The organism is Gynuella sp., from assembly GCF_050297175.1.
Classification (GTDB): Bacteria; Pseudomonadota; Gammaproteobacteria; order Pseudomonadales; family Natronospirillaceae; genus Gynuella.
The window spans coordinates 11,980-31,584 of sequence record NZ_JBNKSF010000059.1 but is presented as its reverse complement, the minus strand read 5'-3'; the positions used below and the strand labels follow the sequence as shown (position 1 = coordinate 31,584).

The following is a 19,605-nucleotide window of genomic DNA, read 5'->3' as shown; positions in this document are numbered from 1 at the left end:
CTTTACAGCTCCTGCCTGGCAAGCCATAGGTTAATGTGCATATGCGGGTTAGGTGTTGATGCCGATTGATACATGCTAGACAACCTCTCCAGTCAATTTGCGAAGCAGTTCATCCACTTCATCATCAGACAAATTCGCAACCAATGCTTCCATTTCATTCGGTATTTGGTCATAGCCAGGCGGAGCGGTCGACAGATCCTCATTGCCTTCATCAGTGTGGATGACGTCAGCGGTTGTCAGCTGCCCGGTCGCACGTTCTCCATGGCTTGGTCTGTATTCTGTTTGCGGGACTTCTTTTGCTAGCTGAGGCCCCCTGAACATCTTTTCCATAACGGAGCGTTTTTCAGTCAGAAAATAGGTCGTGATTTGTTCAATGGTAATGTTGTCGAACAACAAGGTTGACGGTAATCGGCCCAGGTCTTTCTCAAACGCCTTATTCAGTTCCAACACAACCAGAGAGTCGATACCATATTCGTCATAGGTTGCCCGCACGTCGAAAACGGATGCATCCATTTCCAACACTCTGGCAAAGACAGCAGCGACGTACTGCTGTATCTGACTGTTAAACTGCTCTTCAGATAGCAGTGTGGTTTGTGCCTGCTGTGGTTGTGACACACTCCCCGTACCAACCGACTGATTCACCACTGAGGCTGTAGTGGGAACTTTGGATGTCTCTGGCCGCAGATTGTCGGCCAAAGCAGTTTCAACCAGTACTTCACCATCACTTTCAGCGATAAACAGACTTTGACCGATACTGTCTCCGGCACTGTCCGTCAACTCGCGCATTTCGATATTGCGATAACCGCTGACTTGCAGTAGTTGCTTCCACCGAGCCTGACTCAACAGCGGAGCCCCTGGCAAACGGCAGGCTGCATCTTCAAAAAGCCACCACCCAGACGTTAGGCCAAATGTCAGCGTGGTGTAGTTCGGTACCCAGGTACCTTCATTGATCAGCGCCAGTCCATTTTTGCGCAACAGAATTTTGATCTGCCCCAGAGTGTGTTCAATGTGCCGGGTGGCATGAAACACGTTGCTGCCATAGATCAGATCAATAGTGCCGGCTTCGAATCCCTGTGCAGCAATATCGTTTTCTATATCCAGTACCTTGAAGTCCACAAATGGGTAACGTTCGCAGAACAGTTTTTTGCCGTGACTGATGAAACCCGAAGAAATATCGGTATAGGTAAATTGGATGTGATCGGAATATTCCCAAATGGCCTCCAGCACAGAAGAACTGGTTGCCCCTGTGCCGGCACCGACTTCGAGAATATGAATCCGGCTGTGTGGCTGTTCATTCAAGCGCTGCACAATGTAGCTACGCACAATGTCAGCCGTGAGACCATTGTAGTAATCTGTCACCCGGTTGCCTTTGTATACCCCTTCGACCAGCGCTTTCGACCCGCCCGGGAACATCACTTCCATATGATTTTTATGGCCGGTCAGAATGGCTGGAAAATCATTCAGACAGGCAGACAACAATGGCATGATGCCGCGTACTTCGGCACATTCCTGGTACAACTGCTTACCGGTCTGTTCAAGTACCGACAGTTCCTGACCAACCTGATTTGCGGACAAATCGTAATGTGTCGATACACTATCCCCGTCAAGCTCTATGAATCCGGCTGTCGCCAGGATATCGAGCAAAGCCAGGAACAGGCGATCATATTGCCGATCGATTTTCATGCGTTCCCGCAGCTCTGTTATCGCATATACTTCCGGATAATGTTTGAGGAATCCCATTTGCTGAAAGACCTTCAACAGCGAACTTTGAGCAAATCGTTCCAGGCGCTGAAATGCCTGTTGGTGGCTCTGTAAAACAGTACTTTCAGGTAATGGATAGTTACTGCCGGCCAACGTCTTAACCACAAGGGATGGCGCCACCTGAGGGTAACATTGAATGCCATACTGCAATGGAATGCCCATATTTTCCAGGATGCGCGACGACGCCTTGGTGGTGAGCACCTGATGAACATCGCTGATCAGCAGTCGCTCCAGTGACTCCATGCCCTCACTGCGGCTGATTGGTTCGATACCCGCCTCGATAAACCGTTGCAGAATCGCTTCTCGTTCCGGGATAGCTGCACCATTCCAGTATCCCCAGTTGATGGTTTTGACGGGATAAGGCATGCGCTGATCCAGATAATGTGCAAACGCATCTTTAAATGCACAACCTGCCGCATAACCTGCCTGTCCCTGATTGCCTTCAAAGGCAATACCCGAGGAGTAAAACAGCATGAAATCCAGAGGTTCTTCTTTGCAAACCTGGTAAAGGACATAACTGGCATCAACTTTCGGTTGCAGGGCCTGTTTAAAGCGCGCTTCGGACAACTGTGTTATGGGCTCATTGACCAGATCAATGACCGAATGAATGACACCATTGAGGACTCCAAAGCGGTCATGAACAGCATCGATCACATTCTGCATCGCCTGGCGATTACTGGCATCAGCCTGCAGATACATGACCTCACCACCCGCAGCTTCTATTTGTGTAACCCTGGCCTGTCGCGCCTCAGTGAGTTCACTGCGACCGACCAGCACCAGCCTAGCCTGATAACGTTCGGACAAATAAAGCGCCGTATCAAGACCAATGGCGCCTGTTCCACCCAGAATAAGATATACTCCCTGAGGGCGGAATATTGACTGATTGGCGGCCGGCAACTGGACACGTTCAAGGATGCGCTGGTAACGTACTCCATCTCTCAGGACTGTCAGCGTTATTTTTTCCATAACAGGCTCTGCCACCAGTTGCCGGACAAGTCCCGCATAATCAGCGGCGTCATCGACCAGATAATCGATACAACACACTTTTATTTTTGGAAATTCCTTGTCGATGACCCGCGCCAATCCGATCAGACTGGCATCTGCAGGATTCAGTGGCAGATCCTCGGTGATCCCGAAAACCTGCCGGGTCAACACTTTCAGGCTCACCGGCTGCTCCAGCAGCCCTCGCCCTTGCAATGCTTTAATCAACTGGAACAATGCCAACACACCGGACTGCTGGCTGCGCTGTAAAGCGTCATCACTGTGCAGATCGGCCTCGCTGCCGGCAGCCAAAAAGTAAACCATATCGAGCCGGTGAATGTTGATCAGACTATCTTCGAACCACTGCTCCGGAGCGATCTCTGCAGATAGTTCAATGTGCGTCAGACGACTGTCGGCATGTTGTTGATCCAGCAGCCTGACCAGCGCCTGACCATTCGTTGCAGAAACGATCAATATACTACCCGCGGCAGCCGGTTTGCTGGCCGGGGTCTGAGCAGCCATCATCCACCGGGGTTTATAACTGAAGGATTCGAACGTGTCCCGATGACGACGAAAGTAAACAGTCTCAATACGCGCGCATTCCCGCTGCTGATCATCAATGAGCGACACACTAAAACGATGATGTCCGGTATGTCTGACATAGACATAAACATTCGCAGACAGGGGCCGAAAGACAATTAGATTTTCCGCACTGAACGGCATTAATGGTGAGTCTTCCATTGCTTCGTTTTCCAGCAGGCTGGAGACTGTCTGCAAAGCGCTGTCAAGCAAGGCCGGATGCAGCAGATAAACACTCTGTTCTGACTGGTAAGCCGATGGCAGTGTTAACCGGCCAAGCGCCTCCTGATCATTTTTCCAGATTTGATCGATACCCTGAAAATACGGACCATACTGCAACCCCTGGCCAGCAAATTTCCGGTACATATGATCGGCGTCGATCAAATGCGAACAATTACCCTTGATCTGCTCAATGGAAAACGAATGCGTGACAGGAACGGTTTGCAGTCGGTCGAAAGATCCGCTGGCATGTACTATCTGCTGACGGACTGACCGCAGTTCAAACAGAATGTCGTCATTCTGCTTCAGCAACGACAGTTCCAGCTCATGGTCTCTATCATCCACGACCACAGGGCGCGACCAGGTTATCCGGTTCAACTGCCAATTGTCTGCCGGTTGAATGTACGCTAATGCGGTAAAGGCCATTTCCAGGTATCCCACACCGGGCAGAATTTTTTGCCCTTTCACGATATGATCGGCGACAATGGGCTCAGCACTCGAAAGTGTTTTTCTGAATCGAATACCCGTCCCCAGGCTACCGCTATAATCCACCTTATCCAGCAGTGGATGCAGGGTCTGATAGGAGTGGGAAACACGTCGTTCGGGAACAGAATACCAGTGCCGCTCACGGATAAATGGATAGGTTGGCAACGAAATACGTCTGGCATCCGCAAGGGTCAATTCAGCACACTGGACGGGATCAAGGGAAACACCACTCACCCATAAACGCGCGAGCTTGTGAATGTCTCCAGCGGCTACCAATGATCGGATGAATGCTTTTCCGCTCTCGCCTTCACTGATCAGTGCCGGCAACTCGGATTCATGTCTGGCATTGCCGCGATACAGACTGTCAACTTCACGCCCCTGTCCATACTCTGCAAACCTGGAAATCAGCTCATTCATGTCCTGCACGACCATCGCCAGCCGCTCGGGCATTTGTTCCCGACCGGTGAGCAACGTACAGGCAACATCCTGCAAACGGATGGTATTACCCAGCTCCTGCTGGCGAGTCAGATAGGATGATAATATTCCGGCTTTTTGTTGGAGTCTTTCGCTGTTTTTGGCAGACAATACGATAAGCTGCATCGAACTCGAATCATGACCACCATTACTTTTCGGTAACTCATATTCTTCTACAATCAGATGTACATTGGTGCCGCCTGCACCAAACGAACTGATTCCAGCACGACGCGGAAACACAGTTTCAGTATGATCCGCTTCTTGCACCGTCACACGATGCCAGGGCCCAAGCGCCTGCGGCAGATAGAATGCCGAATGTTCGAAATCGATCAAGGGATTGTGAGTGGCAGAGTGCAGGGATGGAACGATCTGCTGATGCTGCAACTGCAATATCACTTTCGTCAGCGCTGCAATACCCGCTGCGCTTTCAAGATGACCGATGTTGGACTTTACCGACCCCAGGGCACACACGTGATTACCATCCATCAATCGCCCTAAAGCTTTATCCAACCCGGCATATTCAATCGGGTCCCCGAGGGAAGTACCAGTACCATGTGCTTCAACATAGTTGACAGACCTCGGATCGATACCGGCTCTGTGCACAGCCGTTCGAATCAGATCCTCCTGGGCATTAGGATTGGGAACGGTGAATCCGTTGGTTTTGCCACCATGATTTACCACGCTGGCTTTAATAACGGCACGAATTGAATCACGGTCCGTCACAGCCTGGGTCAGCGACTTCAGTAATACTGCACCGACCCCTTCACCGGGAACATAACCATCCCCTCCCGCTCCGAATGAACGGCAGTGGCCATCGCTGGACAACATCTTCATCCTGCTGAGATTGACATACTTACCCGGGTGTACCATGACGTTAACCCCTCCGGCCAGTGCATACAGGCACTCACCCCGACGCAGGCTTTCGCAGGCCTGATGGATGGCCACCAGAGAGGAGGAGCAGGCAGTGTCCACCACCATACTGGGACCACGAAAGTCAAAAAAGTATGAAACCTGATTGGCCACCGCGGACCGGTTTGACAGTGCCATGACCGGATTACCATGAAAACTTTCTTCTGCGCCGACAATGGCATAGTCATCCCACATGACACCGACAAACACCCCTACATCCAGTCCCTTACTGGCATACCGTGAGGGCGGCAGGGTCGCTCGGGTATAACCGGCATCTTCTATCGCCGACCAGGCGGTCTCCAGAAACAACCGCTCCTGTGGGTCCATGGTTTTTGCCTGCAACGAAGATATCTGAAAAAACAGGGAATCAAATTTATCGACATCGGCAATAAAACCACCCCACTTACTGTAGCTTTTACCTGGACAGTCAGGATCACTGTCAAAATACTGTTGATGACGCCAACGATCAGCAGGAATTTCTCTGATCGCATCGGCACCAGCCTGTAGATTTTTCCAAAAGACTTCAAGGTCTTCGGCTTCAGGGTAACGTCCGGCGATGCCGATGACGGCTATTTCCGAAACTTCCGGACTGGCGCGATCCAATCCCGGGTGTTCATGACGAACGGCCATCTCGTTGCGAAACCGGGAATGGTTATTTGACAGGGTATTGACAGCAGCAGTTGGCTGCTGCTGAGCGGGTGCTTCAGCGGAATCCGAGGGCCGCCCCAGCAAATGCTCCAGAGCAGGACGATGCTCACGCAGAAGATATTCCGTGATCTCGGAAATGTTCTCATACTCAAAGAACAGCGTACCGGGCAGATCAGCAATATCTTTAGCCAGTAACCGGTTCAAATCCATGATCATCACTGAGTCTATCCCATAGGCCTGAAGCCGGGCATTTGCATCGATTCTGTCCGGTGCCAACTTGATTACCACCGATAGGGTGTTTTTGAGAAAACGCTCAGTGTTTACGAACAAAGGATCATGACTTGCTTCCGGACCGACGGACAGTGGTTGCGAGATCTCACGATCTGCCGGCGCACCGGAATGAACCTTGACCGCACTGGTCGAGAGACCCAACGCTGATTCAATCTTGTCCTGTTCACCACGTACAACGACCGCCTGCGAGCAGTCCTGTCTCAGTAGCCATTCGAATGCCCGAATGCCGGCAACGCCATCAAATGTCTGCATCCCGAAATAGTTTTCATACAAACGCTGGGATTCTTCGTCCAGATCAGCATCCATGCCACCGCTGCTCCACAATGGCCAGTTGATGCTCAAGGTCCTGCCGTAACGCTGTCCCTGCTGACGGAGTTGTTCTCTTTTGTCCGCATAACTATCCATAAACCGATTGGCAGCGGCATAACTGCCGGAACCGAAATCGCCCAGCATGGCTGAGATGGAGGAAAACAGAATGAAAAAATCAAGCCGTTCTGATTGACTGGCATAATCCAGATTAATCGTTCCCTGAACCTTTGCCGCAATTGCTTTGGCAAATATCATCTGATCGACTTGTAATATCGGTGTATTATCAACCACACCGGCAATATGGAAAATGCCATTCAAATCCTGAAAGTGTTCGTTAACCGTCGCAAACAGACGTTGAACATCCTGACTATCGGCGACATCGGCCTGCACATATAAAGCCTTGCCGCCCAATAGCTCCAGGTCTCTGATGTGCCGGGTTGTCTGGTCTGTCTGGACTGACCTTCCAACCAATACCAAACGGGCCTGATAGCGTTCGCTCAAATATCGGGCAAATACTTCACCAATGGCTCCAAGCCCGCCAGTCAGCAGATATACGCCCGCAGTTTTCAGAGGCACCGCCTGATCTAGCATGCCTGACGAATGCAGTGATCGTAACCGTCGCTCATACCTGCCTGCGGCGTTAAGGCGAACCTCGCTGCTGTGAATATTTCTGTCAGCGTTCAGTTCTCGCAGCAATAAAGCCAAGTGGCAATTGCCAGTCAACAATGTCCGCTCCAGTTGTACCGTCATCGCTTGAAAATATGGATTGGCTTTTATGGTCGAGCGGATGAATCCACCAACGGCGTCATGCTCCGGCCTGATACTGTCAGCGCCTCCTAAGTATGCGTAGACACAACGGCAACGGTGGTTTGGTCGTGCCGTACTCAATGCCTGAAAGGCAGCGACCATGGAAAATAAGCCCTGATCGAGGCCTTGCGGCTGCAGAACTTCAGACGTATCCTCAGACTGCTCAAGGTTCCATAGGTGCAGTATGGCGGATGGCATTAATCCGTTTTCATTCAGCTGCTGAAATAGCTGCTGGTAATCCGAAAAGCTGCTGGGCTCTACTTCAAAGTGATCATCGCCCAACACTTTGAATCCCTCTCCCACTGCAACCCGGATGATCCTTCGCCATACCCCGGTTAACCCTTCCAACAGTTCAGAGTCAGATTGAAAAATCATTAACACAGCATCAGAGGCGGGATCCTTGCGGGAGGATTGATTGATAGTGGCCTTCAGCCATTGTGGCTGATAATACAGAACCGGCTTTTCTGATACCGGCTGTTGCAGAGAGGACTGTTTCCTGAAGGGTCGACAGACAAACTCATCGATCCTTACCAGCTCCTGCCCCTGTTCATTCAATACCGATATTTGATATTTGAACAGGTCATGTCGGCTATTGGCTGGTTGTTCCAGTACCCTCGCGTAGGCATAACAGGTCTCCGGTAGCGCATGGAGTATTTCAATCCGACCAATACTGTAGGGCACTAACAGTAATCCTTGTCCCAGCGTTGCCGGGTAATTGGCCCAGAAGAGAGTCCTCAATGCACCATCCATCAAGGCCGGGTGCAGCATGAATTCCGATACTTCGTTGCGCGCCTCTTCCGGTAGGCGAATCAATGCCAGCGCCTGCCGGTCAGCAACCCATAAGGACTGGGTAACTCTGAAGGACGGCCCATAACCAAATCCGACAGCTTCATATTGGCGATAAATATCCGTACCGCCATACACCGTCGCACATCCTTTGGTAAAGGCCTCAACATCGACGACATCGGCTGCACGCTCCTGCCCGGGATCATCCATCAGCAGGCCCTGAGAGTGAATCACTTTCTGGCCTTCAGTATCGCTATAGACTTCAAACTGAACACCTCGCGTTTCAGGTTGCAAAGTGATGTAGATGGTTTTGCCGGAGCCTTTGACTTCTATCGGATGGGTCCAGCTCATTTGTTGAATGACCATAGGTCGATCAGGGCTGGATAAAGCACTGGCGGCGCGCACCATTTCTATGTATGCGACCCCAGGCAATATGGATTTGCCATCGACCAGATGGTCTCTCAGGTAGAACTCGTGCCCCTTAAAAGTACGGACAAAACACTGCTGGGTAAGAGTGGAAATATTTTGATCAATCAGGGGATGCAGACGTTCTCCCCTTTCAAGGGAATGCTCGGCCAGCCAGCCATCTCCGGAACCAGGTGCCCAACACCGCTCCTGCGCAAATGGATATGTGGGCAAAGAGACTTTTCTACCCGTCTGATTGAGCGCTTGTGTTTTCCAGTCGATGTTGGCACCGCTCACCCATCGGCGCGCCAATGAAGGAAGGTCTGATATTTGCCCATGACCAGGGTTTACAGCATTATCTCCAGAACCGGACATATTGGAGCCACAGTAGATATCAGCGGCATCCAGATTATTATCCAGATAATGGCTAATCAGATAGATCAGTCTGGATATATCAGAGGCCACGAACGCAACCCTTTCTTTCATGGCTTCACGGCCGACTTGCAACGTGTAGGCAATGTCGGCAAGACTGATGGTATTGGGCAAATCTTCTTCTGCTGCCATAGGGACATTTTGGGGATCTGCCAGTGGCTCAACAAACTCCATCAGACGTTCACATACTATCCGCAGCCGCTCCTGGGTAGCGGCTGACAGTACAATCAATTGAGGCTCAGGCGATTGCGGCAACATCGCGGCCTGACGGTGTTCGGCAATGATCATATGGGCATTGACCCCTCCAGCTCCAAAGGAGCTGATCGCCGCGATACGACGCTTTTCGCCTGATAACGGTGGTCGCCAGACAGTCAGATTTTGCTGAACATAAAAGGCGGTATTGGCAAAATTAATATTTGGATTGAGAGTACCGGAATGTAAGGACGGCACCAGCTGGTGGTGTTTCAACTGCAGTAATACTTTGGTCAACGCCGCAATGCCGGCCGCAGATTCGAGGTGACCGATATTGGATTTTACCGAACCGATAGCACAAGACTGCCTAGCAGGAGCATGCTTATCATATACTCTGGACAACCCGGTAATTTCAATCGGATCTCCGAGAGCTGTACCGGTACCATGGGTTTCAATGTAATTGACATCCTGTGGTCTGATACCCGCTCTGGACATCGCCCGATCAATGACATCTGCCTGGGCGACGGGATTGGGAACAGCATACCCATTGGTTTTGCCGCCGTGATTCACAGCACTGCCCAGAATGATTCCGTAAACATGATCACCATCAGCCAGGGCCTGACGATAAGGCTTCAACAATACTGCCCCGACGCCTTCTCCCGGCACATATCCACTGCCATCTGCGCCAAAGGAGCGACAACGCCCATCTTTTGCCGCAAATTTTCCCTGACTCAGAAAAACATATTTATAAGGATGAATGGATACATTAACACCACCGGCGATAGCAATTTCACTGTCTCCATTACGAATACTGTCACAGGCCAAATGGATGGCAGTTAATGATGATGAACACATGGTATCGAGGGCAATACTCGGACCATGGAAGTTAAAAAAGTAGGAGACCCGATTGGCAATGGAAGCATACATGGAAGCAGTAACGACCGGCCCTCCCTGCATCACCGCTTCGGCACCGAAAAACTGGTATTCACCATACATGACGCCGACAAACACGCCGACCCGTTTATCGGCCACCCCCCGGCGGGTATATCCCGCATCTTCCAGCGTTTCCCAACTGGTTTGCAGGAACAGCCGTTCCTGAGGGTCAATTAGTTCCGCTTCTTTCGGCGAGATATTAAAAAACAGCGGATCAAAACGATCTACGTGGCTGATAAAACCACCCCATTTGCTATAGCTTCTGCCTTTGCGGTCTGGATCCGGATCAAAAAAACGATCGTGATCCCAACGGCTACGAGGAATTTCCTCAATACTGTCTCTACCATATTTGAGGTTTTCCCAAAACTGATCGAGCGTATCGGCGCCGGGATAGCGGCCACTCAAGCCAATTATGGCGACCATATCATCAGCATCACGCTGTAAGGATCGCGAAACTGAAGCCACTGATGTCAGATGATTGAGATGATTCGATTGGGGTGAAGCAACCGCCGACAAAGCAATATTCCGCGTATGGTCAGAGGTTTTTCCAGACACCAGCTCACGCAATCTGTCACGATGGTTGGCAATAAAATATCCTGCCAATTCAGTCAGCGTTTGATACTCAAAAAACAGAGTTTTGGAGAGTTCTCCAAATACCGCTTCCAAGGCTTTGTTCAGTTTTACAATCATGAGGGAGTTAATGCCAAACTGCTCGAAAGGCAGATGTTCATCAAACCCATCTGCTGACAGTTTCATTTCTGTAACAATCATATCTTTCAGAAATCGCACTGCCTGGCGATCAAAATCGGCTTGGCTGAAGCCAGTTCTCTCGGATAGAGACTGCCTGGATATCGGTTTTTCCGAAACTGTCGGTATCTTTAACGCAGTTTCTATTTTGGCCGGATTACCTTCAACGTACATGAGATGTGGCGCATCGATATAAAGAGCCTGAACAACAGCAGCCAGACCATGATCCTGAGGGATCGGGCATAATCCCAGCTGTTGCTCCATAAATGCCTGTGATTGTTCATCTGGTCGCATGCCACCCTCCTGCCAGAGTGGCCAGTTGATACTGCGACATACGCCATTTCTATGACCACTGGCACGCAGCACTTCCCGATGTTCTGCAAATGCATCCATAAAGGCATTGGCAAATGCATAGTCAGCTTGTCCGGGATTTCCAAAAACCGCGCTAATAGAAGAAAACAACAGGAAAAATTCCAGCTTCTCATCCTGGGTGTATTGATCCAGATACGTCACTCCCAAGGCTTTCGGGGCAATGACAGATTCAGCCTGCTCCAAGGTTTTATTGAAGACATAGGCGTCCCGAATGACTCCGGCACAGTGAACAATGCCGTTGATCGAACCATACTCTGCTTTCAGCTGTGCAATGAGGCTGCGAACCTGTTCCGGATAACTGATGTCCGACTGAATATAGCGAACGCTGTCGCCCTGGGACTGAAAAGACGCTGACCATTCCGCCTTGACCACCTCTGGCGGCCTGCGTCCGACCAATACTATGTTGGGCTCTGAACGGGTACACAAAAGCTTTGCCACGGACACACCGAGTGCCCCACTGCCACCCGTGACCAGGTACACCCCCGAATGCTTGACAGTTAATTCTGCTATTTCCAAATGACGGAGGTTAAGTCGCTGAGGCTGCCGTATCTTTCTCTCACGGCCATCATATTGAACACTGACAGAGTCATAGCTGTTGGGATGAAGCTCCGCCATTGCGCAGGTTACAAGCTGTTCTGCCACGTTCTCAACAGAAGCCGTATTGCGAGTCATATAGTGGACATTTTTATAGTGAAAAGAAGGATGCTCACGGGCGATGGTATTATGAAACCCGCTCAGACCGCTCAACCATTCATTTGCTTCCGCATAAAAGTAAAGTAGATAAACCTCTGCGTTCAGGCGCTGTTTTATCAATTGTTTGGTGAAGAACAACAAAGAATAAAAACCATTGTTCAGGTAAGCATTGATCGGCTCATGACGTTCGTTGATCTGACTTTCCATCGACCAGAGGTGAAGTACATTAATAGTCAGTCCATGATGCTCGCCGATCATCTGCGTCAGTTTGACGTAGTCTTCCTCGCTTCCGGGATCAATCTGACAAATATCGTTATCAAGATATTTAAATTCACGTCCCGACTGAACCAGAATAATACGGGTGTCCATAGCCTTGGATCGAAGGAGCTGATTGCTCAATACATCTTTTGTCTGTGTATCATTGCCAAACACGAAATAGCAGGTGGGACCGGACCGGTGATTCGACTGAGCAACTGCCAGCGGTTTTTCAACCCAGGGAAACTGATAAAAACTTCGCTCCGGATCAGCATCAACCCCATCAATATTGATCCTTAGAACCAGATTGTGAATCCTGATACAGACATGCCCCTGATCGTCCAGAATCGATATATCGTACTTTCTGATCTTTTCCGTCTGCACATGAGGCTGATCGGAAGGTCTGGCATAAACGTAACAGTTATCCGGGATAGCTCGGATAATCTCAATGGCCTCGATAGACAGCGGTAAATAGCTGCCCCGTCGACCTTGTCCTCTCGCGGCGAGCAGTACAACCACACTCTGAAATGCACCATCCAGAATAGCAGGATGTAGTTTCAGCGCTTGATTGTCGATATTCGGAGTGCTCGGGAGCACGAGTCTGGTAACAGATTCGTGGGCGTTATAATAAAACTTCTGGATAACCTGAAATGTGCCGCCATATCGTAATTGACATGACTCAAGCAACTCATAGCATTGTGCGACCGTCAGCTGATCAGACACATAACTGATAAGCTCGTTCAGGCCAACCTTATCATCCAGCCATGGCAACTCGCTAAAGAATGCCTGACCATCGCAGAACACCTGTCGTTCGTTACCGCAGCTACCGCTGTGAAATTCAAAATCAATCTGACTACCACTCACAGACAAACTGACGAAAATCTCAGCATGATGATGGTTAACGCTGAAAAGCCGTTGAAAGGAAAGGTTCTGTATACGGGTGATACTTTGCTCTGCGGCAGTTTCAACACAGAACCTAGCCATTTCAATGTACGCTGCACCGGGAAGAACTGTTTGGCCAGACACTTGGTGATCACGCAAGTAAAATTCATTGCCGGTGAATACAGAATGAAACGAGTAGCTTGCCAGTGTAGATATATTTTTATCGACCAACGGATGCAGGCGACTCGTACTGACCATAAAGTCTGGTCCAGATGATTCAATCCAGTAACGCTCCCTGGCAAATGGATAGCCCGGTAATGTTACCGGCCTTACCTGTCTCCCGGTCCATAACAACTGCCAGTCGACATCCGCTCCCCAGCACCAACACTGGGCCAGTTTTTCCAGTCGTTCATGGTGTAGGCACTCGCGGACAAACGCCTGGGCTTCTTGTTTATCCTGGCTCCAGAACAAAGACAACTGCTCTTTGTCCTGCCGTACATTGCCTTTGAGTGTCCGGTTGCCATGCCCGGTTGCGGCTACATATCTGTCCAGCTGATCGCACAAATCCGCAATACTGCGAACAACCACAGCCATCCGGACATCCATTTCCTCGCGCCGCGTTTGTAGCGTATATGCCACTCTGGCCAGTTCCCGAACGGGTAAGGATTCGACCGAGCTCTGAAGAAACGCGCGAAGGTTCTCGACAGCCGCGATCAGACGCTGTTCGTTTCTCGCGGATAACACAATGATCTGAGCTGGCACTGGTGCAATACCATCTTCCGTCGAAGAGTCCGCAAACTGCTCCAGTACCACATGCGCATTGGCCCCACCAAATCCAAATGCACTGACGCCCGCTCTTCTGGGCTGCGCGGCCTGGTTCGACGGTGGCAGTGGCCAGGATTGGCTATGCTGAACCACATAAAACGGTGTATCTCCGCTTAACCGGATATTAGGGTTAAGGCGTTGATAGTTAAGAGAAGCCGGCAATGCCCCATTCTTCACACATAACAGAGCTTTGATGAACCCCGCAATGCCCGAAGCACCCTCGAGGTGACCTATATTGGTTTTAATCGACCCGATACCACACCAGGGTTGTTCGGGTAATGATTGGGATTCCTCTGCCAGCAACTGCTGAAAAGCCGTCTGCAGCCCTTGAATTTCAATCGGGTCACCCAAAGACGTTCCAGTACCATGTGCTTCTATATACCCAACGGTCAAGGGTGACACCCCGGCGTTGCGATAGGCCTGTTTTAGCAGCTCACTTTGTGCCGCGGGTGACGGCGCGGTTAATGAACTCGCCTGACCACCGTGATTAACAGCAGAACCACGAATCAGGCCGTGAATGGTATCACCGTCTTGCCGTGCCTCATGCAACGGCTTCAACAAAACAAATGCAGCACCTTCTCCACGCACATAACCATCTGCGCTGGCATCAAATACCTTGCATCGTCCTTCTCTGGACAACATCCCGGCACGATAGAATGCCAATGTATTCATTGGGCTGCACATCAGGTTGACGCCACCGGCCAGGGCCAGCGTACATTCACCATGACGTAGGGCATTTACTGCATAATGAATAGCTACGAGAGAGCTTGAGCAGGCCGTATCAAACAAGACACTGGGGCCATGGAAGTCGTAAAAATAGGAAATACGGTTTGCCAGAATGGAACCATGGTTTCCAGTCGACAAATGCGCTTCGGGGAGCGTGGATGCTTTCTCCACCAGCTCGCGATAATCAAAGTGGCAAGCCCCCACATATACCGCCGTCTGACTACCAGCCAGTTTGGATGCTTTATATCCGGCGTTTTCCAGCAACTCCCAGCTCAGTTCCAGCAACAACCTTTGCTGAGGATCCATGAGTTCGGCTTCAGCACCACCCAAACGGAAAAATGCCGGATCAAACTCATCAATACGTTCCAAAAATGCGCCTGCCCCCAAGCCTCGATCCACCTCCTCAAGGTCAGCAGACAACGGCCATTGCCAGCGGTCTGCCGGCAGATATCCGACAGCTGATTCACCATTAGCCAGCATCTGCCAGAAGCTGTTCTCATCCGTACAATCACCGGGAAAACGTAGCGCCATACCAATGACGGCAATCGGTGCTTGCTCCAGACCTTCCTTGCCAGCAGATACATGGGATTCTTCTTTAGAACAGGGAACAGTTAGCATCAGTCCATCATCGGTTACCTCACCAGTCGTTTCCTGACATGAGACTATCGTTGATGATGTCTTAGATTCAGTGGAAAAATACTGGTACAACCGGGCTTTGGTATTGTGCTCAAACAGGAACGGAGCATCGAGCAGCTGATTCGTTTTCCTGGAGAGCAGCGTGCGAATCTCAAGCATTTCAATGGAATCAATACCTGCTTCCATGAACGGCCTGTCCTCGGCCAGTTGCTGGTCCCGGACCTCACCGATAATTTCAATAAAGACATCATTGATGACAGACTTCATGTGCTCATTAGGTATCTGAGGAGTTTTTACCGGGGGGACTGGTGGGACGTCAGTCGAGCGTTCTTTCTCTGGTTGTTCCCGGAGAGCTTTTGTCTCTGGAAGCATCGGCGTTTCCATCACACCATGTCTGGTAAAATATTCAACCACCCTGGCTTTGGTGTTGTATTGAAAAAGGAAGGGAGCGGTCAGATCATGACCGGTTCTACGGGCCAGCAAGGTTCTCAGTTCCAACATTTCGATGGAATCTATACCTGCTTCCATAAACGGATGGGTATCTGTCAGCGCCTGGGCACGGCTTTCTCCAAGAATCTCATGGACAACTGTTTCCACTAACTGCTGAACAGGGACCTCGGAATTATTGCTGCCAACAGAAAAATTAACCTTTGCGACTGTATTTGCCGTCTCTGTGGCGGACATATGGTTGCCCGCGTGCGCCACCAGTACACTTTGCCTGAATTTTTCTGCATCACGAATAAATGGCAACCCATAAGCGGAAATATGTTCAAAACCTGCTTTTTCACAAGCCTGTTCCCAGAGCGAAGAACTTAGCATGCAAACTTTATTCAGACGGTCTTGCGGGTCTTCAAATAACCAAGGGCCATGCAAAAAACAACCGGTGTACAGCAGAAAATCCTTCATTGCGGTGAATTCGTTCAATACGAAGACCCCACCCGGCTTCAACAGTTTCCTGATTCTCTCCAATGAAGGTACGACCAAGCGGGTATCGTGAAGTACATTGGCGGCGACAACGACTTCGTACTGTTGTTCAATAAAACCCTGGACAATCGGATCCTCTTCAATATCCAGTCGCTTGAATTGAACAAACGGATATTGGTCTGAAAAGCGTTTTTGCCCATAACGTGTGAACGAGCCGGATATATCCGTGTAGTCATACTCCACGTTACCGCCATACGCTTTCAGCCGACAAAGAACTGCCTCCGAAACACCACCGGTACCGGCTCCCACCTCCAAAATCTTTAGTTTATCAGATGAATAAGCCGCCAGTTTTTGTTCGACCACCGCCAGCACCGATTCGGCAACCAGTTCATTAAAATATCGAGAGACAGGGTTGTGTATGAACAGTTCTGAGAATAACGACATGTCCCCATTCGCGAACACAACATCATAAATTGAAACATCGCCTCTCAAAACCGCTGGCATGTTGTCCAGTGTCTCAAAGACCAATTCAATATTGGCGGTATAAGAAGGATATTGCTGAATAAATCGACGCTTAAACTGCTCACGGGCCACTCCCAATTCTTTAGGCATAAGGCGGAAATAATTTGAGTTAGCCCGCAAGCCTTGAGGGGTTTGGTCAACAACCTGATGAGCAATCAATATATCCACAAGACAGTCAAGCAGCTGACGATACTTAGGCTCAACCCCCATCGTGTCTGCCAATTGCAGAGTATTCGGATAAATTATTTGCTGGTCTAAAAAAATCCCCATCCGACTAAAGTTATGTATCAACCAGGTAACACAGAATTCGTCGAGTACGGCTTCAACATGAATGTCATCTTCAGACTCATCCAGAGGATATCGGCGAACAAACCTTGTCAGCGTTTCTGATAATTTGACAGGAAAAATAACTTCTGTTTCACGATGGTTAATGATGCTCTCTGTCACTAAACGTTCATCACCAACAACTGCTTCAATATTGGTGGTGATTTGGTGGTAATACCTCGCAAACTGATAGAGTAGTTCCGACACTTCTGAATCATAGGCACACATATATAACAGTTCTGCGACAGGGCCATTATCTTGATGGAGCCATTGCAGGCCGGGTGATCTGCTTTCCCGTGGTGCGGGATCATTGGCTATTCTCTGTGAATAGATTACCGCGACCACCTTCCCCTCCTGGGTGGCAACCCATTGTCCGGTTGGATACTGTTGAATACGCTGAGCAATAGTCACCTGATCGGAAAAGTCCGATACCATTCCGTCCTGTTCGCACCGTTGTTTCTCCATGCGTTCAAGCACCGGAATATCATCGACATCCGCAATTCTTAAACACCAGCGGCATTGTCGAAAATAGTTCAGTGTAATTCTGGTGAAGGGATAAATCCGTGGATAAGTCTTGGCGAGTACAAACTCAGGGATCAGCCCGGATTCTGCAGTGGCAGCAATAAAATCCGCAGCCTCCAATAACAGTTGCGATGAAAATCGATGATAGGCATCAAAATTAAGGCTTTCGGTCTGTGACCGATGCTGATTTATCGCCTGGGTTCCCAAACAGTGGACTTCGAGTATCAAAAACCCGAACCTGGACCGTATTTCAGCCCATCGAGACATATGCTCCACCAGACTCTGGTAGGCGGCTTCTGGCATTAGACGGGTACCGTCAGGATGAGTAAAAGATCCATAAACATGGTGGGCATATGCGCCAGGCACATTGACAGGCTTCAAATATGGCCGATCGTGATCCAAAAATGAACGTACATGTAAAATATTTTCCGTATCTTCAATGCCTTGTTCGATAAGGTCATTGATCATCTGTTGTGGATCACCGATATCACCATGTATCACCAAATGGTCAAGACCATTCAATGTAGCGCTGGTTTCAATCAGGGATTTTTTGTTGTAATCGATGCCAATCAGCTTTAGAGGGTATTGCTCCAGCTGTTTGCCACGCTCAGTTTTGTCCCGCACAACCTGATACAACTTAAACAGCATTTGCCCATCGCCACAGCCCATATCAGCGATATATCTGGGTTGCTCGGAAACCGGCTGGTGATTGAAGAGAGTGGACACGATACTTTCAAGTTCTGAAAAAAACTTTTGATGCTGGAAGCCACTTCCTAATACATTAAGTGACCGATCCACATGCTTCTCGTGCCCCTCACTATCGCGACTGAAGACTTCCTGACAATCTCCAAAGATCACCGCGTCGATCTGAGAATACATCGGTAAATACGAAGCCACTGATGCCGTAATGAAAATCCTGCGCGCAACAAACTCACCTATCCCGGTAACCTGCCAATCGCCATCATCTGGTTCCAACCATCCACGATCATGAAAAATGTTTACCAGTTCATCGTGTACAGACAGTTTTGCATGAAAAAAAGTAAAGATCTTTTGTCCACTACCAAGCTCCAGCATGCCATGTTCATTAAGCGACAGCAGCAACGGAACTAACAGACAACCATCGAGATACATGGCGAGTTCTGGGTCAAGCTGCCACCGCTGTTTCATAAGATCAATCCAGGGTTTCAGCGTTAATTTTTTTTGCGATTGCCTGAGATATTCATCGAATGGAAACACTAGTAGTTGATGGATATTTGCAGGTAGGTGAGGCGGAGCACCATCTCTCACGTAACAGATACTGTCTTGCCTGACTCCCTCAATATAACCAAGACCTTCGAGCAGTAACAACGCGGTCAACAAGTGACCAGCATTGGCACCGGTCCGATCAACCAAGCTTGATAGACGACATGGTTGTTCGCGCTGGATTATCGCGAATACAGATTTTTCAGCCATGGCGTGCACTACAGGTATCGCTACCAAACCATGCATATAGTTGTTCATCACTGTTAACATTTTTAACTTGTCTCAATATTATCCTGGCCGTCATCGGACAGTTATCGATGGACTTTAAAAAGCACTTTAACTGACTGCAGCTTTCTGTTACCTGCGAATAAAACGGCATATTTCCTTCCAAAACAGTACAATCGCAGTTTTCCGGAGGGTAATTTCAGAATAATTTCTGTCAAATACAACACCTTTTATAGATTCTATCTTTCAGATACAATTTCAAATAAACCTGAATTTTTGCGGCACGATCAAACATTTTCTCGAAAACATGTCAGAAAGCATACGAAATGTAAGTCGCCCCTCAGCCTGGTTAAGCAATTTGAGTTTTTCGCCTCAAACGATTAATCCGACAACCAATGACCCCTTTCACTATCACCAACGAAAAACCTGGGTGTTGTGTGAAACACCTTAATTTCTCGAGGCTCGCTTTAGCTAAGGCCATTGGGATAGCCCGACACC

1 protein-coding gene is annotated in these 19,605 nt (G+C 49.4%); it reads right to left on the bottom strand.

The annotated features are described in order from the left end of the window. Window positions 1-75: 75 nt before the first annotated feature. On the bottom strand, window positions 76-19,140 hold the full coding sequence (locus ACQY6I_RS22275; protein WP_428243749.1) for an SDR family NAD(P)-dependent oxidoreductase: 19,065 nt from the start codon (window positions 19,138-19,140) through the stop codon (window positions 76-78). Window positions 19,141-19,605: the final 465 nt, after the last annotated feature.